Raw genomic sequence first — 21,603 nt, 5'->3', positions numbered from 1 at the left:
TGGCCGATCTTCTCAGCGGCCGACGCCACCGCGACCGGTCACGCCGCCAAGAACACCGTTTGCCGGCCTCGCCGACGCCCGTGAACCGTTCCGCCAGGCCGAGGCCCTGTGGAACGGAGAGCCGCTCGCCGGCCTGACCGGGTCCTGGGCCGTCAACGTGCGGCGGGTCCTGACCGACAAGCGGCGCGCGGCCATCCTGGGCCGTATCGAACTGGGCCTGCTGGCCGACGTCCGCCGCGCCCATGCGGTCGCCGAGCTGAGCCAGCTGACGGCCGGCCGCGAACCGCACCGACCAGCACGTCGCCGCCCTGGTCATGACCGCCTTGGACCGAGACGGGCGCACCGAAGACGCGCTGGCCATCTATCGCGAGCTGCGCAGCCGGCTGCGCGAGCGCACCGCGACCGAACCTCACACCGAGTTGCGTTCGCTCCCAGAGGATGCTCAACGGCTCAGCACGGCCCGTGCTCGCGCCGCCCGAGGGCGGAGAGGCCCCGTGCCCTGTCGACACCCTGGACCCTGCCCGGACTTGCCTGGTCGGGCGCCAGGCAGAGCTGTCGAGCCTCCTGGAGGCCGTCGCCTCCGACCTGCGCGCCGGCCCCGAGCGGCGGTGTTCGCCCTCGACGGGCTGGGCCGGCAGCGGCAAGACGACACTCGCCCTGCACGCCTGCGGGGTTCCAAAACCCTCAGTAGGCCCTGACCTGCATGTACGCTGACGCATTCGCAGGACGCTTATGAGGCCTCGTGGTACTCGTTGACCAGTCCGCCGAGGACCTGTTCGCGGCGTATTCGGGCGGCGGGAAACGGGATGACGTTCGGGGCGTCGGCAGGCGCTCGGAGCCCGAGGCTGCGATGGGGCCGGTGCGTGTTGTAGTGCTCGACGTAGCGGTTCAGGACGGTACGAAGGTGGCGTTCACCGAAGATCAGCATCCGGTCCGTGCATTCGGTCCGGGCCGTCAGCACGAATCGTTCGGCATAGGCGTTCGCCCGCGGGCACTGCGGCGAGATCTTCTTCACCTCGACGCCTTCGGCAGTGAACACCGCGTCGAAGGCGTCGGTGAACTTCGCGTCACGATCCCGGACCAGGAAACTGAACCGGCCGGCCAGTCCGCCGAGATCCATGACGAGGTTCCGCGCGCACTGCGTCACCCACTCCCCTGACGGATTGCTGGTGACACCGAGTATGTGAACACTGCGGGTTCCGACCTCCATGACAAAGAAGACATAGAGCCGCCGCAAAGTCACCGTGCAATCCACGTGGAAAAAGTCCGTGGCCAACATCGCGTCGGCCTGGGCACGCAAAAACCTCCGCCAGGACAAGTCGTTGACCCGCTTCAGAGCCGGAGGGATCCGATGAGCACACAGCACACGGCGGATCGTCCAGGCGCCGACCCGGCGGCCCAAACGACACAGCTCGCCCCGGATGCGCGTGTACCCCCACCCAGGGTTCTCCGTCGCCATCCGCACGATCAACACGGCGAGTTCTCCAGGGATCGGCGGCCGCCCTACCGGGCGAGGCCGGCGCCACTTCCGCGCGACGAGCAGACGATGCCAGGCCAGCAACGTCGCCGGCTGACGAGCCGGTGGGCACGCAGGGCTCGCGGCAGGAGCCGCGCCAGCGCGGAGGTGGTGCGCAGCTGTACCTGGATGTCGCGAACGGCGACTTGTTCTCTCCGCCCAGGCGGAGGTGGCCCGCTAAGCATGAGCTACTCGTTGGGGTCACGGCAGTTCTCTCCGCGCAAGCGGAGGTGGCCGGGACTGGCTTGGATTGCTTTGGGCGGTAGTAAGTTCTCTCCGCGGAGGCGGTACACCGTGCAGCACCGAGCGATTGCCACTAGCGATGTTCTCTCCGCGAAGACGAAGACGAAGGTGATGCGCGGAAGCCAACAGCTATCAGATCACGCAGGGGTCGAAGCTGAGGGTGCCGATAACCTATGCGACCTGCTGGTATTCGTGGAGGATTCCTCTGGCTCGGTCGTGCCTTCGGACGCGGAATTCGTCGAGGTCGATGACCTTCTCCGGCACCGGACATGTCGGTGCGGCCTGGTCCAGGGACCGGTGTGGGCGGTGGCCGTTGTAGAACGACTCATATTCGCGAAGCAGCCACATCAGATGCTCCAGGTTCCAGATCAACGTGCGGTCGGTCAGCTCCGCGCGTAGGGACCGGAACCAGCGCTCCATGATCGAGTTTTGGCGCGGCGCGCGGACGCAGGTGCGGATCACGACCGAGTCATGGAACCTGAAGGTCTGCCATAGACGGGTAATCCGGAAGATCTTAAGAATGCGTTCCTGGGTGCAGACAATTTCCAGACTACCTTCGTGGGCTCGGACCCTCTTCAAGCCTCCGATGATCACGCCCAGAGCTGCACGCCTGCTTGCGCATACGTGCGCCAGCGGCGGCGGCCCACGTTCCGTGGCGTTCGCCGGTTTGGCCTAGTTCAAAAACACCCGGGCTTGGAATAACGATCATCAGGCGGCTGGACGGGCGCACGTTCGCCGCCTGAGCTGTCGGTTTCACCGAGCCGCCGATCCCTGCTCCATCCGCATCCGGCATGTCCGCAGTCGCGGGACGGTCCTTACAACCCCCGGGAACATCACATGATCAGGAGATTGCGCGTTCTTGCGCGAACGGCGGTACTGACGGCCGTGGTGGCCGGCCTGTGCGCCAGCGCGGCCACACCCGCTCTCGCCTCCGCCACCGCCGGATACTCCCACGATTCCAGCATCGGCCTCACCGAGACCGACTGGATGCGCATGTTGCCGGATTCTGCACGGCTCAGTGAACTGTCCCTGCCCGGTACCCACGACAGCGGAGCTTCCGTCGCCGGCGGAGACAGTGCCCTCACCCAGTCGATGAGTCTGAGCACCCAGCTCAACTCGGGCATCCGGGCCTGGGACATCCGCCTGGCCGACGTCGTGGTGGCCCACGCGCTTCCCGTCAAGAAGCTCGGTATCTACCACGGCCCCTTCTTCCAGAAGACCCTCTTCTCCTTCGACGCATCGCGCTACGACTACCCGCCGACGGTGCTTCAGGTGGCCGATACCTTCCTGCAGAACCATCCCTCCGAGACGCTGCTGATGCGGATCCAGGATGAGCAGCCGACACCCGGCTTCGCCGACAAGGTCAAGACGGACCTCGACGCGGACCCCCACTACTACCGGGGCACCAGCGACAACCCCGCGTTGGGCGAGGTCCGCGGCAAGATCGTTGTCCTGCAGAACTTCTCCTCTCCGTCAAGGGTGGGCATCCCGTGGCGCAACGACTGCCGCAATCCCGGCTACCTCTGTATCCAAGACGACTACCACCTGACCACTAACTGGAACCTGGCCGACAAGTGGCGCTCGATCAAAGCGCAACTGGACCGTGCCGCCGCCGGATCGCGGAACACCGTCTACGTCAACTTCCTCAGCGGCTCGGGCGGTTCATTCCCCTACTTCGTCGCTAGCGGCCACTCCAGCCCCGGAACAAGCGCACCAAACCTGCTCACCGGCTGGACCCGCGGCTACGCCGGCACCTGCTTTTACGCCTACAACTGCCTCGCGGAATACCCCAGCGTGGGCTGCCTCACCTACTGGTTCTTCGGAACGAGAACCACCTGCTCGGTGGCCTTCGAGGGCGCCAACGTGCTGACCATGCAGGAGATGGACCGCCAGAAGGGCAGACCCCACCGGTACGGACTCATCTACGCCGACTTCCCCGGCCGCGGACTGATCAGCGACGTCATCGCGGCCAATCTGGGTGCCGGGCTGGGAGCCGCCATGCTCCCCGCAACCGGGATGGGCGGCACACCGGCTTTGCTCGGCACCGCACTCGCCCTGTGCGTGATCGGCGCATATCTCGCCTTCGACCCGTTCGCACGGCGACGGGTCACCCTCCGCCGGACATCGGCCACACCGGCGCGGCCGCGGAGTCGGCGGACAGCTTGAGCTGGAGGAAGTACGTGCCGGTCTGGGCCTTCCCGCCGGAGACGGTCCGGGTTGGGGTAGCCAGGCTGTAGTGATCTGACTTGCCTGGTCAGACGGCTAGTGCGAGTCCGTGTTGGTAGCGGGCTCGGTGGTTTCGCTGGTACTCGGCGGCGGTGTGAAAGGTCAAGTACTCTTCGAAGTCGCCGTTGTCGATCAGGGCTCGCAGGGTGAGGACGGCTTCGGCGCCTTCCAGGCCCCATCGGGCTCCGGTGATGTCCAGGCGGTCGCCGATGAGGTGTCGGCAGGCGCCTTCCACAGCGCCGGTGGCGATCGGCCAGCCTTTGGCCAGGGGTGGCGTAGTCCAGGTGGTCGGCCTTGTTGGTGAGATAGCCGATGGCGGTGCGCACGCCGCTGTGCGGGTCGGTGATGTCGGCGGTGTCGGCTGCGTCGGTCAGCTCGGCGATGGTGTCGGTGGTGCGGCCGGCCGGCCGGCGGGGCGGCGGCGTGGGCGGCGACGAACGCCTCGGCGGCGGTGTCGTGTGCGGCCTGGCCGGCGCGGGATGGAAGCTGCGGGCGGCTTTCCACAGGTATTCCAGGACGTGCACGAAGTCGATGATGATGTTGACCTGGATGTTCCGGGCCTTGGCCTGGGCGGCGAACAGGTCGAGTTGGGCCGGGGCGCCGGTGACCGCGCTCGGTGCGGGTGTGCACCACACCTGCGGCGCCCACCGGCGCCGGACATCCGCCGCCGGAATCGGCGGCGTCCTCCTCCTTCTGCGCACGCACGTCCAAGTTGGCCTGCGCCAGCAGCCGCAGCAGTTCCCGACCGGAGCCGGACAACTCGCCCTCGATCTGCTCCAGAGTCCAGCCCAGCGCCTGCGGGCCGGACATCCGCACCGTCAACGCCGCGAACTGCGCCGGTCCCCCGTGGTCGGCCAGCGCCTGCTGGACCTGCTCCTCCAGCCCGGCCGGAATCCCGCCACCGTGCCCGTGGCCGAGTTCGTGGTCGTGGTCGTGGTCGTGGACTGCCATCGCCGGGTTCCCCTCGCCTCCCCGAGCGTGCTTGCACCATCCCTGCCCACGGTAGCCGCGCACCGTGTGATCAGGACCCGGATTCCCCGGTCCGCAACACAACTCCACCGGCCAGGACGAACAGTCCCTCGCCGTCGCGACCAGCCGGCCGCGCTCTACCAGCCGCCGGCACTGGAGCGCATCCCCTCCCGGGCCGAGGGCCCAGCCCCAGCGCGACGCTGATCTGCCCTGCCGCAACGGCCCGGCGGCATCGGCCAGCACCTCCAGCACGTCGCAGTACCCCTGCGGCAACGCCGAGGACTCCACCCCCGCGACCCGGTGCGGCACCAACAACCCAGGGGCCGGCTCCGGAGCATCGCTACCGGCATCCGGCACTCCCACGGCATCAGCCGACGCACCGCCCAACACCAGCGACCGTCTCCCGCGTGACCCGCAACCGCGACACCGCCTCGGCCGCCACCGCCAGCTGCCCGGACAGCGCCGCGATCTGCTCCTGAAGCGCCGCGACCCACGCCTCGGCAGCAATCTCGCGCTCGGCCAGCAGGTCCACCAGCGACGCCATCACAGTCTCCCCCCGCCCGAACACTACGATAGGAGACGAACCCCGCCTCACGCAGTCAAATCGGAAACATGCCAGGCCAGGACTTCGCCACAGCCTGGCTACACCCTGCTGCGTGTCGAAGAATCCCTGCAGCACCGCCAGCGCGACAGCGCGGGTGTCGCCGATGACCGCGGTCTCGGCGGCCTCGGCGCTCCAGTCGCCGCACCGGCCGTGGGACCGGGCGGCGCAGATCAGATCTTCCAAGCCTGCGCCTGCGGCGTCGAAACAGGCTTCGGGATCGGGGGGTGTCGGCGTAGTCTGACATGGCGGGATCTTCCTTGCGGCGTGGGTGGCTGCTCACCTCCGACGCTGGGGGAAGATCTCTTCGGCTGCAGCGCTTTCACCCGATTCGCCGGCGAACGCCAGGGGACAGCCCGTATCGGCCCGGTTCGCTACTGACGCACCAACCCGTTCCACCAACCGGTTCAGTTCGCCGCGCATCGCCTCGATGACCCTGGCCTGCACGCCCAGCCCCAAAGATCGGCACAGTCCACCGACCGCAGCGGCTCCCCGGCGTCGTCGATCGCCTCCAGCACGTCTTGATAAGGCCGCGGCAGCCCGGCCAATGCCTGCGACGGATCGGCATCCGGGGCGAATACCGGCACCATCGCCCACCGCGACGCGGTCTGCCGGGATAGGACGGCGGCTGGCGCCTCCGGCGCCGCGTCATCCTCAGCGGGCACCTCGGCCAGCACCTCCTGGCCGATCCGCAGCCGCTCCAGCTCACGCTCGGCCTCGCCGAGCTCTGCCGTCAACGCCGCGATTTGCTTCTGGATCTCCTCGATCCGCCCGGCTGCGGCCTGCTCCCGCGCAGCCAGCCGTTCCAGCACCGACACCATCGGCGGCCTCCCTCTACCCCTGTTACCAGGGTAGAGAACAAAGCGGGACTCGATCGGGCGAATCAGCAACCTGTCGGCTCAGCCACTGCGGGCCCCGGGCTGATCGAAGCACCGCTCGACACCCCTTACGCCCTCGGCGCCGCCCGCGAACTCGAACCGGCCTGCAGCCTCCGACGTCCGCGCAGACGCGACCCGCCGAACCGCGGCCCCGCGCCAAGCCGACGTGTCCCGGCCGACACGGCGGCCTCCGTATAGCCGAGGCTATGCGGAGGCAGATGCACATACAAACCGGGCGCCTTCCAACGGCCATCGGTAAGGGATGCCAACCCAGCACCGACCCGACCCGAATCGATCTCCCTGAGTTTCATCTGCACCCTTTTCAACTAGAACAGCACGAAAAAAGCAGGCTAGCAGCCGCTGTCGTAGCTCAGGGTGCCGGCCGATCTGTTTCGGCCGGCACCGCTCCATCCTCGCGTTTCCTTGTCCCCCTGAGTTCCAGACTCAGCAGGCCCGTCCAGCGCGGCGTCGGTGGGCCGCGGCCACCAGCGCCAGGCCGAGGACGACGGTGGCACAGGCCGCGCCTGCCTGGTTGAGCAGGCCCGTGGCGCCGGTGCCTGGCAGCATGGCCCGGACCGGTGGGACCAGCCAGTTGCTCTCAGCCTCGGCGGTTCCGGCGTGCGGCGTCGGCTGGTGCGTGACCTGCACTGCCGCCGAGGACGGAGGACTGTCCACCGTCGGGCCAGTGGGCGGGGTGCCGTGCGCGGTCGCGGTGTTCGTGATCTGACCGGCGTTGATGTCGGCCTGCGTGACGGCGTAGGTCGCGGTACAGGTTGTCGACGCACCCGGCGCCAGCGTCGTCACCGGGCAGGAAACCGCCGGGACCGGGCCCGCCGGGGCGGTCATCGTGTCGGTCACAGTGATGTTCGTCAGGATGGTGTTCCCTGTGTTCTTCACCTCGAAGGTGTAGCTGACCACCTGGCCGGCGGCGTCCACGCTGGTCGGCACCGCCTCCTTCACGACGGTCAGTGTCGATGACGCGGTGGCTGCCGTGACCGTCGCGGAGGACGGAGCGCTTTCCACCGCCGGACCGGTCGGCGGAGTGCCGGTAGCCGTCGCGGTGTTCGTGATCTGACCCGCGTCGATATCTGTCCGCGTCACGACGTAGGTCGCCGTGCAGGTCGTCGACTCCGCCGGCGCCAACGTCGTCACCGGGCAGGTGATCGCCGGAGCTCCACCAGAACCGGAGAACGCCGTATCCACCACCGTCACACTGGTCAGCGGCACGTTCCCGGTGTTGGTCACCACGAACGAATACGCCACCGTGTCACCGGCCTTGGACACCACCGTCGGAGACGCCGACTTCGCCAGACTGATCGAAGATCGCTCCGACCATGCGATGCAGACGGTCTGGTGATCGACGGTGGAACAAACCCGCGTGGGCAGTGTCAAGCCGACTGTCCAGGAGGTTTTGGCGTTCAGCTGTGGAGTGAGTACGACGGTGGCGGGGACGACCTGGCCGTTGTCCGCGGTGAAGTTGTCCGGCACGACTCGGAAGTACGGCGTGGGGCTGTCGGCCACGCCTACGGTGGAGCTGCCGTCCGAGTCTCTGGCGAGAGATGACGCGACAGCGACCGTCTGACCCGGCAGCACATCGGCGGGGATGGTCGCGATCGTGAGCACCAGCCATGGGGCGAAGGTGACGTTCGAGGCCGAGGCCGAGGCACCCTTGATGGTGCCGCAGCCGGGACCTCCGCCACTGGCCAGTTGGCCGTTCACAGGCGGCTGCGGATGGTCTGGGATGTTACAGCCCCACCAGTCCCATCGCGCGTCCACGGCGGCGGCGGCGTCGTCGTTGACCAGACCGTCAGAGTTGCCGTTGTCCACGATCCGGTTGAACCGTACCACCATCCGGCCGGTGTAGGCGCCATCGGCAATGGTGATCCCGATGCCGCCGGACCCTGTGATGGTGTTCTGCATGATGGTGATGTCCGAGCTGGGGCGGGGTAGCGGCGGCAGTCCCGGCTGCTCGGCTTCCCCGCGGATGCCGACAGCGATCCCGTTGTTACCGGAGTCGAGGATGAGATTGCTGGTAATCGCGATGGCGCTGCTGCCGGAAATGTCGATGGCGGCGCGGCCGGCAGCGGTTGCGGTCCTCTCCATGGTGTTGTCCGCGATGGTGACGTTGGTGTTCGGGCGTTGGTCGTTCGAGGTGACGACCACTACGCTCCCGTGCGTCTTGTCCGTGATGGTGTTGTTGGTGACGGTGACGTTGTGGTCGTTCCCGGACAGTTCCACCCCGCTGAAACCTCCGGTCGTCGTATTGTCGGAGATTTTCGCATCCGTTACCGAGACGATGAAGATCGGGCCCTCGCCGACCATGTCGTTGCCGGTAATGGTGATGCCCGTGGCCACGTCCACGCCCACACGAGCGGCCCGCCCGTCGATGTCGATCGGCGTGTTGTTGTTGCCGCTGAAGGAACTGTCGGTGAAGCTGGCATTGCTCAGCGCCCACCAGTCGCTGGTGAAGACCCCGTTGCCGCCGAAGCCGTTGTTGTTGGCGACATACAGGTTCCGGGTGAAGACCGAGGGCTGAATTCCGTTGGACCCGGGGTCCACACCCATGGAGTTGTTGGTGAAGACAGTGTTGATGACGGTGTATCCGCTGTAGTTCGAGGTCGTCTCCACCCCCGCACCGTTCGGGTTCCCCTCGAAGGTGAAGCCATCGATGGTGACCGAGTCGGCGTCGGGAGTGAACGTCCCGCCGCCGCTGGTGAAGGCGCATACGATCACGGTCTCCCCGGGGCCGCCGACCGTCCGGGTGCGCGCGTCCACTCCGACCATCGCGCCCTCCAGGCGCAGCCCGGCCTTCTGGATGAGCAACTGCCCCGTGGTCACCGTGTACGTGCCCGCCGCCACCTTGATGGTGTCCCCGGGCGAGGCCTGGCCATAGGCTTGCGCGACAGTCAGGCACGGGTCGGCCGCGGTTCCGCAGGCTGGACCGTCGTTCCCTGTCGTCGCGACATAGATCACCGTCGCCGCGTATGCGGGTGTCACGAAGCCATCGATGAAAATCCCGCCCAGCAACGCGAGCAGCGGGGCCACCAGCAGTGTCGCAGCGCGAGTTGGCACGCGCCTGCGGACGCGACCACGAACGTTCATTGCTTTCACAGCTGCCGTCTCCGTCCACGTGCGACGCTAGGTGATGCTGGCTCATTTGCGCCCTGGCTTCCTGGCAGAATGATCTTAGGCAGTCCGTAGCCGCATGGCCGGTATGGCGGCGTGCTCCATTCGAGTGGATACTTCGAGAACGATTGTCCCGCCCTGATGGATCGTGCCAGTATGCAGTGCCGTGAGTTGAGGTAAGTCAGCTTGCTTCTGCAACCGCCGGCAGGGCACTGATTAATTCGCGAGAATACTAATATAATTCGAAGTAGGTTTCCTTGGTTGAGGTAGGCGAGGTCGGGTCGCGGAAGAAGCCGCAGAGGATCTCCGGGGCAGTGGCAAGGCGCTCCAGCGCTTCGATGGCGAAGCAGAACACCTCGCCTTTGATCCGAGCGGCGCGCTGACCGGCGCCGGCAGCCTTGACGTTGCTCCAGACCCATCCATCGGGGTTCAAGGTCGGGCAGCAGCCGGGCAGGAAGAACAGCTTGAGGCGTCCGTCGGTCTTCTCCGCGAACGCCTTGACGTCTTTCGACCTGTGGACCGGGGCATTGTCCAGAATCAGGAAGTCGGCGCCGCCGTCATCGGCCAGAAGCTGCTGACAGAACTTGATGAACGCCGCTTTGTCGCAGATGCCGGTGAAGGAGGTGAAATGGATCCGACCACGCTGCTCGATCGCCGAGATCATCGACACCGGATCTCGTCGGCCCATCGCAGGGTGAAAGCAAAGTCTTTTGATCATGGTCGGGATGCAGCCAGGATCGGCAGAATCCTGGTTCGGTCGGCGGCTATGCCCTCGAGCGTCTGAGTGAGCTTCGTGATCCCTGCCAGCGCTGAGCAGCGCGATGACCATGTTTTGGAAAATGGCCATGACCTGCGCGGCAGCACCGAGGTAGGCGCGCTGGGCATCTACACCCCCGCCCATCCTGCGGGCTGCATCGTGAATCACGGCCGCGATCATCCACGATTCCCCCTGCGCCGTCCGGACAATCGGGGGTCGGCGCCGAGATAGCACCCGGGAGAGCGACACTGGATGCCGTGCAGCCCCCGACCGTGACTGATGACCCGGCCTCGGGGCTGACCGTTATCGGCTCCGGCACCAAGGAGCATGTCGCCGCCGCCATGACGCAGGCGACCGCGCGGCCGACACGTCCACATTGTCGGGGCGGGGGGCGAGTACTGCGTTTACGACAACTCACGCCGCCGCCAGCGGCGCGCGCGTCCTGGTCACCGAGGACGTCGAGAAGGGGGTGGCCGGCGTCGACTTCGTCTACACCGATGTGTGGGTCAGGATGGGTGAATCGGACGAGCAGTGGAGCGCCCGGATCCCGACGCTGCTGCCGTACCGGGTCACCGAGAAGGTCATGCAGTCGTCGGGCAAGCCGGACACGAAGTTCCTGCACTGCCTGCCCTGCGTCCACGACACCACCACCGTGCTGGGCAAGCGCCTGTTCGACCAGCACGGACTGGACAGCGCCGAGGTCACCGACGAGGTCTTCGAGTCCTCCCGCTCGGTCGTCTTCGACCAGGCGGAGAACCGACTGCACACCATCAAGGCCGTCATGGTCGCCGCGCTCGGACGCGACTGACATGCGCATCGTGGCCGCGCTCGGCGGCAACGCGCTCCTGCGGCGCGGCGAGAAGCCCGACGCCGCGATCCAGATCGAGCACGTCCAGGCCGCCGCCGAGGCTCTGGCGCCCTTGGCCATCGACAACGAGCTGCTCATCTGCCACGGCAACGGCCCCCAGGTCGGGATGCTGTCCCTGGAGAGCGAGAGCGAGAGCGACTCCGCGCTCACCCGGCCCTATCCGCTGGATGTGCTCGTGGCCCAGACCCAGGGAATGATCGGCTACTGGCTGGCCCGGTGCCTGCGCAACGCCGGGGTTGCCAAGCCGGTCCTGGGCCTGGTCACCCAGACCGTCGTCGACCCGGCCGACCCGGCGTTCGCCGACCCGGACAAGTTCATCGGACCGGTCTACACCCACGAACGTGCCAAGCAGCTGGCGGACGCGGACGGCTGGACTGTCGCGGCCGACGGAGACCAGTGGCGTCGCGTGGTGCCCTCTCCGGCCCCGAAGCGGATCGTCGAACAGGACTCGATCACCCGGGTCCTCCGCGATCGGGCGGTGGTCATCTGCGGCGGCGGAGGAGGGGCTCCCGTCATCGACGACGGCACCGGTCAGCTGCAAGGCGTGGAAGCCGTCGTCGACAAGGACCTCACCGCGGCCCTGCTCGCCATCGCGGTCAATGCCGACCGGCTGCTCATCCTCACCGACGTGTCGGCCGTCATGGAGAACTTCGGCACACCACAGGCCGCCCCGCTGGGCCGCTTGAACCTCGAGAACCTGGACGGCCTGCACTTCCCGGCCGGATCCATGGGCCCCAAGATCGAGGCCTGCCGCCGCTTCGTCGAAGCCACCGGGCGGCCGGCAGCCATCGGATCGCTGGCGCACGCGGCCGCAGTCCTGAAGGGCTCCGCCGGGACCACCATCTCCGCCAGAACTGCCGGGTAGGACACCGGATCGGTGCGCCGACAATCACGACAGAGGCACCCGGACGTGATCGAGGCGGTTCAGCCGACGGCGTTGCTGGTCCGATCCGCACGGCTCTGCGGCCCAGGCGCTACCTGATGACGGTGCCGACCAGGTGACCTATGGCGTAGGTCAAGGTGAGGCCGAGAGCTCCGCCGATGCGGGCGCTGACCACCCCGGCGATCGCGAGCGCGGCCAGCGCCGCAGCGAAGGTGACCGGCACTCGCCAGGCCTGCGGGGACAACAGGATGGACAGCAGCGGCAGCAGCGCGCCCAGAGTGAACGAGGCCGCCGAGACGGCGGCGGCCTGCACTGGCTTGGCGATATCGGCCGGATCCAGGCGCAGCTCGGTGTCCAGATGCGCGGCCAGCGCATCGTGTTCGGTCAGCTCGCCGGCGACCAGGGTCGCTGTGGCGGCTGTCAGACCTTTGGCCCGGTGCATCGCGGCCAGCTCGGCCAGTTCCTGTTCGGGTGCCTCGGCCAGTTCCCGGCGTTCCTGCTCGACTTGGGCCGTCTCGCTGTCGCGCTGGCTGCTGACCGACATGTATTCGCCCAGTGCCATCGACACCGCGCCCGCGACGAGTCCGGCGAGCCCGGCGGTGAAGATCGGGCCTCGGGCGGACGTCGCCCCGGCCACGCCGATGACGATGCCCGCCACCGACACGACGCCGTCGTCGGCACCCAGCACTCCCGCCCGCACCTGGTTCAGCCGCCCCCTCCCGACAGCCAGATGCGCCTCGCTCGTCCGGCTGGCACTGCTCCCGCCGCCCGAGGCCGCCCGGTCCACAGTGTCATCACCCATCTGAGTCATCGGTCCATTGAGTCATGGTCGACAGGTGCCTAACCGGCGCGCGTGGCGGTGCTGAACCGCGCGGCGCGCCGCAGCAGGTGACGGCGCTTCTTGTCCGACGGTGCCGTCGGGGCGCTGGTGGCAGCGACCCGGTAGAAGACCTTCTTGCCGATCTCGATCAGGACGAGATAGCCGACGACCATCCCGGCCAGGGCAGCGAAGTAGGCGACCGGCAGCGGCTGGAAACCGAGGGTGTGGGCCAGCGGCGTGGCCGGAAGCGCCGCACCGATGGCCACGACTGCGAGTGCGGCCAGGGTCAGCGGCAGGCTGGGATGGCTGCGGAAGAACGGGATGCGCCGGGTGCGGATCGCGAAGATCACCAGGGTCTGGGTGGCCAGGGATTCGACGAACCAGCCGGAGCGGAACTGGGCGGGGCCGGAGTGGAAGACCCAGAGCATGACGGCGAAGGTGAGGAAGTCGAACACCGAGCTGAGCGGCCCGAAGTAGATCATGAAGCGGCGGATGAAGCCGATGTCCCAGTGCGAGGGCCGGCGCAGCTGCTCCTCGTCGACGTTGTCGGTGGGGATGGCGAGCTGGCTGGTGTCGTAGAGCAGGTTGTTGAGCAGGATCTGGGACGGCAGCATCGGCAGGAACGACAGGAACAGCGACGCACCGGCGGCGGAGGCCATGTTCCCGAAGTTGCTGGACGTGCCCATCAGCACGTACTTGACGGTGTTGGCGAAGATCCGCCGGCCTTCGGCGACGCCGTCGGCGAGCACGTCGAGGTCCTTCTCCAGCAGGATCACGTCGGCAGCGTCCTTGGCGACGTCGGTCGCGGAGTCCACGGAGATGCCGACGTCGGCGGCGTGCAGCGCGAGGGCGTCGTTGACGCCGTCGCCGAGGAACGCGACCCCGCCGCCGGACAGGCGCTGGACGCGCACGATCCGGGCCTTGTCCTCGGGGCTGACCCGGGCGAACACGGTGGTGTTCGCGATCGCCGCGGCGAGCTGGGTGTCGTCGAGCTTCTCGATGTCCGCGCCGGTCAACGCGTTGCCGCTGCCGAGGCCCAGATCGCGGCAGACTTTCAGCGCGACGGCGGCGTTGTCGCCGGTGACGACCTTCACGGCGATGCCGAGGTCGGCCAGGCGGCGCAGCGCCCCGGCGGCGTCCTGCTTCGGCGGGTCCAGGAAGACCAGCAGGCCGACGAGGGCCAGACCCTTCTCGTCGTCGGGTGTCATCTGGCGCGAGTCGCCGGCGTGGCGGGTGGCGACCGCGACGACGCGGTTGCCTGCGGAGAACTCCTTCTCCAATGCCTTGCGCGCCGCGTCCGGCACATCCAGGCAGCGGTCCAGGACGCTCTCAGGCGCTCCCTTGGTGATGATGGTCGCCTGCCCGGTGGCGTCCCGGACCAGAGTCGATGCCATACGGCGTTCGTGGTCGAAGGGCAGCGTCGCCAGGCGCGTGTAGTCGGCCAGTCCGGGCCGCTGGGCCTCGGCGGCAGAGGATTGCCACAGGGCCTGGTCGAGCGGGTTCCCGCCCACGGCCTGTCCGTCGGCCGCCGAGTTCTCGGTGCACAACAGCGCCCAGCGCAGCACGACCCCTTGCGCGGCGTCCGCTTCGTCGCCGGAGACGACTGGAACAGCGCGCCCGAAGTCGATCTTTCCTGCGGTCAGGGTGCCGGTCTTGTCGGTGAACAGCATGTCGACGTCGCCGAGGTCCTCGATGCACACCAGGCGTTTGACCAGGACCTTCCGCTTGCTCATTCGGCGTGATCCGGCGGCCAGGGACGTGGAGACGACCGCGGGCAGCAGCTGCGGGGTGATGCCGACCGCGATGGCCAGGGAGAACAGCAGCGCGTCGATGATCGGTTTGTGCAGCACCACGTTCATCACGAAGATCGTCGTGGTCAGCGCGCCGGCCACATAGACCAAGAGCATCGAGAACTTGCGGAGCCCGACCTGGAACTCGGTGTCCAGCGGGTGGGTGTCCAGCCCGGCGGCGATCTTGCCGAACTCGGTACGCGGCCCGGTCGACACCACGACCCCGCGGCCGCTGCCACCGTGGACCACGGTGCCCATCAGCGCGCAGCCGGCCAGCTCGGCCAGCGGCGTCCCGGCGGGTACCGGATCGGGGTTCTTGTCCACGGGCAGCGATTCACCGGTCAGGACCGACTCGTCGCATTCCAGGCCGGTGACGGCCAACAGCCGCAGGTCGGCCGGGACGACGTCGCCGAGCCGCAGCTCGACGACGTCGCCGGGCACCAAGGCCGTGACGTCCACCTCGACCGCCCGTCCGTCGCGCAGGACCACGGTCTCGTGATGGATCTGGGAGTGCAGGGCCTCGGCGGCCTTCTCCGCCCGGAACTCGTTGACGAACCCGAGCCCGACCGACACGGCGACGATCACGCCGATGATGACGGCGTCGCTGCGTTCCCCGACCAGGAAGGACACGACCGCCGCGGCCATCAGCAGACCGAGTAGCGGTGAGCGCAGCTGGTGCCAGAGCACCGCCAAGGCACGGGCCTTGTGCGAGGCCACGGCGTTCGGGCCGTACTCGGCCTGCCGCCGGGCGACCTCCGCACCGGACAGGCCCTGGTCTGCGGATACGCCGAGGGCGCGCAGCACGTCGTCGGCCGGTGACGCCGCCGCGGAGACGGCACCGTGCACGGAGTCGACGGACAGCGTCGGGGCGGTGGTCGTCATCGGGTCGCCTCCCAGGTCCAGTTCAGGATCTCCGGCAGGTCCAGGCCGTGCAGGTCGATGTACCGGTCGTGCTCGACGAGCTTGTCCTGCATCAGCTGCCTGAGGTACTCGCCCCGATCCCCGAGGCCGGGTACCCGGTCGATGACGTCCTGGACGAGGTGGAAGCGGTCCAGGCCGTTCTGCACCCGCATGTCGAAGGGCGTGGTGATGGTGCCCTCCTCGACGTAGCCGCGCACGTGCAGGTTGCGGTTGGTGCGGCTGTAGGTGAGCCGGTGGATGAGCCAGGGGTAGCCGTGGAAGGCGAAGATGATGTGCTTGTCCCGGGTGAACATGGAGTCGTACTCCGCCTCGGTGAGGCCGTGCGGATGGCTGGCCGCGGGCTGGAGCTTCATCAGGTCGACGACATTCACCACACGGACTCGCAGGTCGGGCAGATGTTCGCGCAGGATCGACACGGCCGCGAGCACCTCCAGGGTCGGCGTGTCCCCGCAGCAGGCCAGGACCACGTCGGGCTCGGCGTCCTGGTCGTTGCTCGCCCACTGCCAGACCCCGGCACCCCGCTTGCAGTGCTCGGCCGCGTCCTCGATCGACAGCCACTGGGGCATCGCGCGCTTGCCGGCGACGACGACGTTGACATAGTTCCGGCTGCGCAGGCAGTGGTCGAAGACCGACAGCAGGGTGTTGGCGTCCGGGGGCAGGTAGACGCGCACGACGTCGGCCTTCTTGTTGACGACGTGGTCCAGGAAGCCCGGGTCCTGGTGGGTGAAGCCGTTGTGGTCCTGCTGCCAGACGTGCGAGGTGAGCAGATAGTTCAGCGAGGCGACGGGACGCCGCCACGGCAGCCCGGCGGTGACCTTCAGCCACTTGGCGTGCTGGTTGAACATCGAGTCGACGATGTGGACGAACGCCTCGTAGCAGTTGAACAGGCCGTGGCGGCCGGTGAGCAGGTAGCCCTCCAGCCAGCCCTGGCTCTGGTGCTCGCTGAGCATCGAGTCCAGCACGCGCCCGGACGGCGCGAGGAACTCGTCGTTCGGCAGGGTCCGCGCATTCCACTGCCGGTCGGTCACCTCGAACACGGCTCCCAGAAGGTTGGACAGGGTCTCGTCCGGGCCGAAGAGGCGGAAGTTCCGGCGGTCGGCGTTGAGGGCGATCACGCTCCTGAGGAACCGGCCCAGAACTGCCGTGTCCTGGGCGTCGACAGCACCGGGCGCGGGCACTGCGACGCCGTGCGCGCGGAAGTCCGGCATCCGGAGGTCGCGCAGCAGCAGCCCGCCGTTGGCATGGGGATTGGCGCCCATCCGCCCGTCGCCCTTGGGCGCGAGTTCGGCCAGCTCGGGGATCAGTCGGCCGGACTCGTCGAACAGCTGCTCCGGCCGGTAGCCGCGCATCCATTCCTCGAGCACCGCAAGGTGTTCGGGGTGCCCGGCGTCCACAAGCACGGGGACCTGGTGCGAGCGGAACGTGCCCTCGTTCGGCAGTCCGTCGACGGTCTTCGGGCCGGTCCAGCCCTTGGGCGACCGCAGGACGATCATCGGCCACCGCGGGCGGGTCCGGTCTCCGGTGTCGCGGGCCGTACGCTGGATCCGCCGGATGCCCTCCACCGCGTTATCCACGGCGGTGGCCATCAATCGGTGCATCTCCCGTGGATCGTCGCCTTCGACGAACAGCGGTTCCCAGCCGCAGCCGCGGAAGAACTGCTCCAGTTCCTCGTGCTCGATCCGCGCCAGGATCGTCGGGTTGCTGATCTTGTAGCCGTTCAGGTGCAGGATCGGCAGCACCGCGCCGTCCCCGACCGGATCGAGGAACTTGGTGGAGTGCCAGGCAGTCGCCAGCGGACCGGTCTCGGCCTCCCCGTCGCCGACGACGCAGGCGACGATCAGCTCCGGGTTGTCGAACACCGCCCCGAAGGCGTGACTCAGGGAGTAGCCCAGCTCCCCGCCTTCGTGGATCGACCCCGGTGTTGTCGGCGCGACGTGGCTGGAGATCCCGCCGGGGAACGAGAACTGGGTGAACAGCCGCTTGAGCCCCGCCTCGTCCTGGCTGACGTCGGGGTAGACCTCGCTGTAGCTGCCTTCCAGGTAGGTGTTGGCCACCAGCGCCGGGCCGCCGTGCCCGGGGCCGGCGATGTAGATCATGTCCAGGTCGTGTTCCTTGATGGCCCGGTTCAGGTGGACGTAGATGAAGTTCTGGCCCGGCGTGGTGCCCCAGTGCCCGACCACCAGGGGTTTGACGTGGGACAGTTCCAGCGGACGTCGCAGCAGGGGGTTGTCGTAGAGGTAGAGCTGGCCGACCGAGAGGTAGTTGGCGGCGCGCCAGTAGGCGTCCATGGCGTCCAGGAGTTCCGTGGACCGGGTCGCGGGGATCATTCGGCAACATCCTGACTCGGCTTCGCCGACGCGGCCGGGGTCGCCGACGCGGCCTCGCGGGCGAGGAAGGAGCCGAGTTCACCGATGGTGCTCATGAGCGGCGCGGGGAAGACGACGGTGGTGTTCTTGTCAACGCCGATCTCGACCAGGCTCTGCAGGTTGCGCAGCTGGAGCGCCAGCGGATGGGCCATCATGATGTCCGCGGCGGTGCCCAGCGCGTCGGCGGCCAGCGCCTCTCCCTCGGCGGCGATGATCTTCGCGCGCTTCTCCCGCTCGGCCTCGGCCTGGCGGGCCATGGCCCGCTTCATGCTGTCCGGCAGCTGGATGTCCTTCAGCTCGACCAAGGTGACCACCACGCCCCACTCGACGGTGGCGACGTCGAGGATCTCCTGGATGTTGACGTTGATCCGGTCCGTCTCCGACAGGGTCTCGTCCAGCGTGTGCTGACCCACGACCTTGCGCAGCGTGGTCTGGGCGATCTGGTTGATGGCCGACTGCACGTTCTCGATGGCGACCACCGACTTCTCGGCGTCCACGACGCGGTAGTAGGCGACGGCCGAGACGTCGACGCTGACGTTGTCGCGGGTGATGATGCCCTGGGACTGGATGGGCATGGTGACGATCCGCAGGCTCACCCGGTGCAAGATGTCGATGACCGGGACGATGACCTTCAGGCCGGCGCCCTTGACGCCGACGACGCGCCCGAGGCGGAACAGGACGGCCTGTTCGTACTGCTTGACGACTTTGACGGCGAGCGCCAGGTACAGCACCGCCAGTGCGATGAGGATGACGACGATCCAGGCGAACACCATGAGCAGTCCTTATGTGGAAACGGAGGGAACGAGCCGGTCGGGGACGGGGACGGCGACGGGTGCGGTCCGGCTTCGGCGGAACCAGCGGACCAGTTCGTCGACGCCCCACACGATGACCGGGAACGGTGCGATGACGGCCAGCTGCGCCGGGCTCAGGGCCGCGGTACCGAATACGTGCTGGGCCGGCGGGGCGTAGATGACCGCCGCGGTGAAGACCAGCTCGAAGGCGATGCCCCACAGCAGCAGGGGGTTGGACCGCAGGCCGATGGTGAACAGCGAGGCGCGGTCGGTGCGGGCGGCGAAGGCCGTGCCGATCTGGCAGGCGACGATGCCGGCGAAGGTGATCGTCGTGGCCTGGAGGTAGGCGTGGTGCAGCGGCGTGCCGCCTCCGGTCGGGTCGCCGGAATGCCATCCGGCTCGCCACAGGGTGAAGAAGAACGCTCCCATCACCAGCGCCGCCGAGACAGATCCCAGCAGGGCCCAGGCGCGGAAGAGGAGTGCGCGGTCGATGACGCCTGCGGTGCGCGACCTGGGCGGTCGGTCCATCAGGCCGGGCTCGGCCGGCTCACGGCCCAGGGCCAGGGCCGGGAGTGTCTCGGTGCCCAGGTCGACCGCGAGGATCTGCAGGACGCTCAACGGCAGCGGCACCGCGCCGCCGGACAGGGCGAACACGAGGAACGGCACGACCTCGGGGACGGCGTGGGCGAAGATGTAGAGCACGAACTTGCGGACGTTGTCGAACACCCGGCGGCCGGCGTCCACCGCGACGACGATGGTGGCGAAGTCGTCGTCGGTCAGCACCATCGTCGCGGCCTCCCGTGCGACGTCGGTTCCGGAGCGGCCCATGGCGACGCCGATGTCGGCATGGCGCAGCGCGGGAGCGTCGTTGACACCGTCGCCGGTCATCGCCACCACCTCACCGCGGGCGCGCAGCGCCTCGCAGATCCGCAGCTTGGCCTCCGGCGACGTGCGGGCGAACACGATCTCGCCGTCGCCGGACAGGACCGCGTCCAGTTCGGCATCGGTCAGACGGTCCAGTTCCGCGCCGGTGACGATGCGGCCGTTCTTGCCGCCTATGCCGATCTGCCGGGCGATCTCGGCCGCGGTGGGTCCGTAGTCGCCGGTGACCACATGGATCCGCATCCCGGCCTGATGGGCTCGGGCGACCGCGTCGGCGACGCCTTTCCGGGGCGGATCGGCCATCGCGACCAGGCCGATCAGGGTCAGTCCGGACTCGGCGTCCTCCCGGTCGTCCGGTATTGACTGCCCGGGTTCCAGAGCGCGCTGGGCGACCGCCAGGACCCGCAGGCCGCTGGCCGCATAGCGGTCCTGTGCCTGCTGGAGGGCCAGTCGGGCCTCGGCGTTCAACGTCTGCGCCGCGCCGTCGGCGTCCAGGAACCGGTTGCAGCCGGGCAGCACGGTCTCCAGCGCACCCTTGGTATGCACCGTGGCCGCATCGCCGTCGCCGACTGCGTCTCCGCCGGTGTCGAGGGTCGACATCCGCTTCAGGCGCGCGTCGAAGTGGAACACCGCACGACGGTTCTTTTTCCGCTCGGCCGGGGTGGTGGGGACGCCCAACTCGTCGGCCAGGCGCAGCAGGGCGAGTTCGGTCGGATCGCCGGTGCCGTGTGGTTGGGAATCGCTGGGTGCCTCGGCCGTCGTGCAGGCCGCCGCCGCCGAGGCCAGGACCCGGGCCCGGGCCCGCGGATCGTTGGCCGTGGCGGGGGCCGTGGCGTCGATCTCCTGGCCGGTCAGCCACAACCGGGTGACCCGCATGCGGTTCTCGGTGAGGGTCCCGGTCTTGTCGGTGCAGATCACGGTGGTCGACCCGAGCGTCTCCACCGCCGACAGACGTTTGACGACAGCCCCGTGACGCGCGAGTTCCCGCACCCCGGCGGCGAGGGCCAAGGTGATCGTCGGGAGCAGGCCCTCGGGGACGTTCGCCACGATCAGGCCGATCGAGAAGCTGATCGCCGCAGTCCAGCCCAGGCCGGCGGCGAGCCCGGCCGGCAGGAACGCCGCGCCCATCGCCACCGCGACCACGGCGATGATCCAGGTCGCCCGGCGGACCTGGCGTTCCAGGGGGCTGCGTTCTGTGGTCACCCGCTGGGACAACGCGGCGATGCGTCCCAGCTCGGTGTGCATGCCGGTACGGGTCACCACCGTGGTCGCCTCGCCGCCGGTGCAGGTGGAGCCGCTGAAGACCAGGTCGTGTGCCTCCAGCAGGGATCCGGCCTCGGCCGCGGCCTGCGCGGAGCGGCTGACCGGCAGCGATTCGCCGGTCAGTGAGGACAGGTCCAGCAGCACGTCCCCGTCGATGATCCGCGCGTCCGCGCTGACCCGGTCGCCCTCGGCGACGATCAGGACGTCGCCGGGCACCAGGTCGCGGGCTTTGACCTCGCCGCGTACCCCGTCGCGGACGACCAGGGCGGTGGCCGGTAGGAAGGCCGCAAGGGCCTCCACCGCGCGCTCGGCCTGCATCTCCTGCACGAACGCGAACCCGGCGTTGAGCAGGATCACGGCCACGACCGCGATCGACAGCGCCGGCGTGCCGCCGACCCACGCGAGCACCGCCGCCACTGCCAGCAGGATCGCCAACGGCTGGGTGAACTGATCGAGCAGTTCCCGCGGCCATCGCCGGCCGCCGCGCCGGGTCAGCTCGTTGGCACCGTAGACCAGCCGCCGCCGCGCGGTCTCCCGTTCCGACAGCCCCGACGGCGATGTCCGCAGGTCCCGGAACAGCTCGGCCAGCGGCTGACGCTCATCGACGCTTTCGGCCCTGTCGGGCAAGGCCGTGCTGTCGACGGGTGCTGTCTCGGTAGCGGTCATCACTGCTCTCCTGAAGAGTTGCAAACCGTGCAGAGCA

The 21,603-nt window shown here is 68.4% G+C and carries 15 protein-coding genes and 1 pseudogene; 5 read left to right on the top strand and 11 right to left on the bottom strand.

Annotated elements, in window-relative coordinates; translation table 11 throughout:
* The first annotated feature begins 308 nt into the window (after nucleotides 1-308).
* On the top strand, nucleotides 309-698 hold the full coding sequence (locus tag ABD481_RS47515; protein ID WP_425559359.1) for a BTAD domain-containing putative transcriptional regulator: 390 nt from the start codon (nucleotides 309-311) through the stop codon (nucleotides 696-698).
* A gap of 32 nt (nucleotides 699-730) precedes the next feature.
* Here the strand turns inward: ABD481_RS47515 and ABD481_RS33905 are convergent, their stop codons facing one another.
* Nucleotides 731-1,561, bottom strand: coding sequence for an integrase core domain-containing protein (locus tag ABD481_RS33905; protein ID WP_425559356.1), 831 nt, complete (start codon nucleotides 1,559-1,561; stop codon nucleotides 731-733).
* Between the two features lie 369 nt (nucleotides 1,562-1,930).
* The gene (locus tag ABD481_RS33900) at nucleotides 1,931-2,338 is read right to left on the bottom strand and encodes an integrase core domain-containing protein (RefSeq protein WP_344669919.1); all 408 of its coding nucleotides are present in this window, start codon (nucleotides 2,336-2,338) and stop codon (nucleotides 1,931-1,933) included.
* Between the two features lie 306 nt (nucleotides 2,339-2,644).
* Between ABD481_RS33900 and ABD481_RS33895 the strand changes: the two genes are divergently transcribed.
* Nucleotides 2,645-3,925, top strand: a complete 1,281-nt coding sequence (locus tag ABD481_RS33895; RefSeq protein WP_344669918.1) for a phosphatidylinositol-specific phospholipase C — start codon at nucleotides 2,645-2,647, stop codon at nucleotides 3,923-3,925.
* 372 nt (nucleotides 3,926-4,297) lie between these two features.
* A complete protein-coding gene (locus tag ABD481_RS33885) occupies nucleotides 4,298-5,158 on the top strand; it encodes a hypothetical protein (RefSeq protein WP_344669917.1) in 861 nt (286 codons plus the stop codon).
* Nucleotides 5,159-5,321: 163 nt separating this feature from the next.
* Here ABD481_RS33885 and ABD481_RS33880 read toward each other — a convergent pair whose 3' ends face one another.
* The 4 genes from ABD481_RS33880 to ABD481_RS33865 form a co-directional block, all read right to left on the bottom strand.
* A complete protein-coding gene (locus ABD481_RS33880) occupies nucleotides 5,322-5,498 on the bottom strand; it encodes a hypothetical protein (RefSeq protein WP_344669916.1) in 177 nt (58 codons plus the stop codon).
* 464 nt (nucleotides 5,499-5,962) lie between these two features.
* Nucleotides 5,963-6,376 (bottom strand): hypothetical protein, encoded by a 414-nt coding sequence (locus tag ABD481_RS33875; RefSeq protein ID WP_344669915.1) that lies wholly within the window; start codon nucleotides 6,374-6,376, stop codon nucleotides 5,963-5,965.
* A 501-nt stretch (nucleotides 6,377-6,877) separates the two neighbouring features.
* On the bottom strand, nucleotides 6,878-9,505 hold the full coding sequence (locus ABD481_RS33870; RefSeq protein ID WP_344669914.1) for a DUF7507 domain-containing protein: 2,628 nt from the start codon (nucleotides 9,503-9,505) through the stop codon (nucleotides 6,878-6,880).
* A 286-nt stretch (nucleotides 9,506-9,791) separates the two neighbouring features.
* The gene (locus tag ABD481_RS33865; protein ID WP_344669913.1) at nucleotides 9,792-10,496 is read right to left on the bottom strand and encodes a transposase; all 705 of its coding nucleotides are present in this window, start codon (nucleotides 10,494-10,496) and stop codon (nucleotides 9,792-9,794) included.
* Between the two features lie 238 nt (nucleotides 10,497-10,734).
* Between ABD481_RS33865 and ABD481_RS33860 the strand changes: the two are divergent.
* Nucleotides 10,735-11,124, top strand: a pseudogene (locus ABD481_RS33860) (Rossmann-fold NAD(P)-binding domain-containing protein); the annotation flags it as partial.
* A 1-nt stretch (nucleotide 11,125) separates the two neighbouring features.
* Nucleotides 11,126-12,049, top strand: coding sequence for a carbamate kinase (locus tag ABD481_RS33855; protein ID WP_344669912.1), 924 nt, complete (start codon nucleotides 11,126-11,128; stop codon nucleotides 12,047-12,049).
* Nucleotides 12,050-12,158: 109 nt separating this feature from the next.
* On the opposite strand, the gene ABD481_RS33850 is transcribed toward ABD481_RS33855, so the two are convergent.
* Genes ABD481_RS33850 through ABD481_RS33830 form a run of 5 tightly spaced genes read right to left on the bottom strand, consistent with a single transcriptional unit; the run spans nucleotide 12,159 to nucleotide 21,566 of the window.
* Nucleotides 12,159-12,869, bottom strand: coding sequence for a VIT1/CCC1 transporter family protein (locus ABD481_RS33850; protein ID WP_344669911.1), 711 nt, complete (start codon nucleotides 12,867-12,869; stop codon nucleotides 12,159-12,161).
* 38 nt (nucleotides 12,870-12,907) lie between these two features.
* Complete coding sequence (gene mgtA / locus ABD481_RS33845; protein ID WP_344669910.1) at nucleotides 12,908-15,559, bottom strand: magnesium-translocating P-type ATPase; 2,652 nt, start codon at nucleotides 15,557-15,559, stop codon at nucleotides 12,908-12,910.
* Nucleotides 15,556-17,925, bottom strand: coding sequence for a phosphoketolase family protein (locus tag ABD481_RS33840; protein WP_344669909.1), 2,370 nt, complete (start codon nucleotides 17,923-17,925; stop codon nucleotides 15,556-15,558). Before ABD481_RS33840 ends, mgtA begins: the two co-directional genes overlap by 4 nt.
* A complete protein-coding gene (locus ABD481_RS33835; RefSeq protein ID WP_344669908.1) occupies nucleotides 17,922-18,737 on the bottom strand; it encodes a slipin family protein in 816 nt (271 codons plus the stop codon). Before ABD481_RS33835 ends, ABD481_RS33840 begins: the two co-directional genes overlap by 4 nt.
* 9 nt (nucleotides 18,738-18,746) lie before the next feature.
* Nucleotides 18,747-21,566 (bottom strand): cation-translocating P-type ATPase, encoded by a 2,820-nt coding sequence (locus ABD481_RS33830; protein WP_344669907.1) that lies wholly within the window; start codon nucleotides 21,564-21,566, stop codon nucleotides 18,747-18,749.
* Between the last annotated feature and the right edge of the window lie 37 nt (nucleotides 21,567-21,603).

Source organism: Catenulispora yoronensis (assembly GCF_039531695.1).
Classification (GTDB): Bacteria; Actinomycetota; Actinomycetes; order Streptomycetales; family Catenulisporaceae; genus Catenulispora; species Catenulispora yoronensis.
Note: the sequence above shows the minus strand (reverse complement) of the source record. Positions and strands in the feature narration are given on the sequence as shown.